The organism is Streptococcus sp. 1004_SSPC (genome assembly GCF_001069025.1).
In the GTDB taxonomy this organism is placed as follows: Bacteria; Bacillota; Bacilli; order Lactobacillales; family Streptococcaceae; genus Streptococcus; species Streptococcus vestibularis.
Map to the genome: position 1 here is coordinate 1 of NZ_JWGQ01000087.1, position 328 is coordinate 328.

The 328-nt window shown below is 34.1% G+C and carries 1 pseudogene; it reads right to left on the reverse strand.

The features are described from left to right. Positions 1 to 18 precede the first annotated feature (18 nt). A pseudogene (locus ADF62_RS11190) lies at positions 19 to 165 on the reverse strand (transposase); the annotation flags it as partial. Positions 166 to 328 lie beyond the last annotated feature (163 nt).

A 328-nucleotide genomic window follows, 5' to 3' on the forward strand; every position in this document is an offset into this window, starting at 1 on the left:
GTAGTGGGTGACGAAAAGCTAACATCTAGAGAGGACCGGATAGGTCCTCTTTTTATGTATGTTTAGAGTGATAAAGACACGTTTCTTAAAGTTAATAAAGTTTCTAAAACCGAATCCTAATCGTTTGATGTCTTTGATCAACTTGTTAGTCGCTTCAAGTTTTGCTTGAATCTCGATATGAGTGTCAGTTTCAAAAATAAGTAAAATCTTGATATTTTGGTCTTTGATTCCGATTAATTCTGTGGGATTCTTAATAGGTCTCATGAGTTCTTCCTAATGATGGTTTTGTCGCTTTTCATTATAGTTCTTATGGGACTTTTTGTGTACA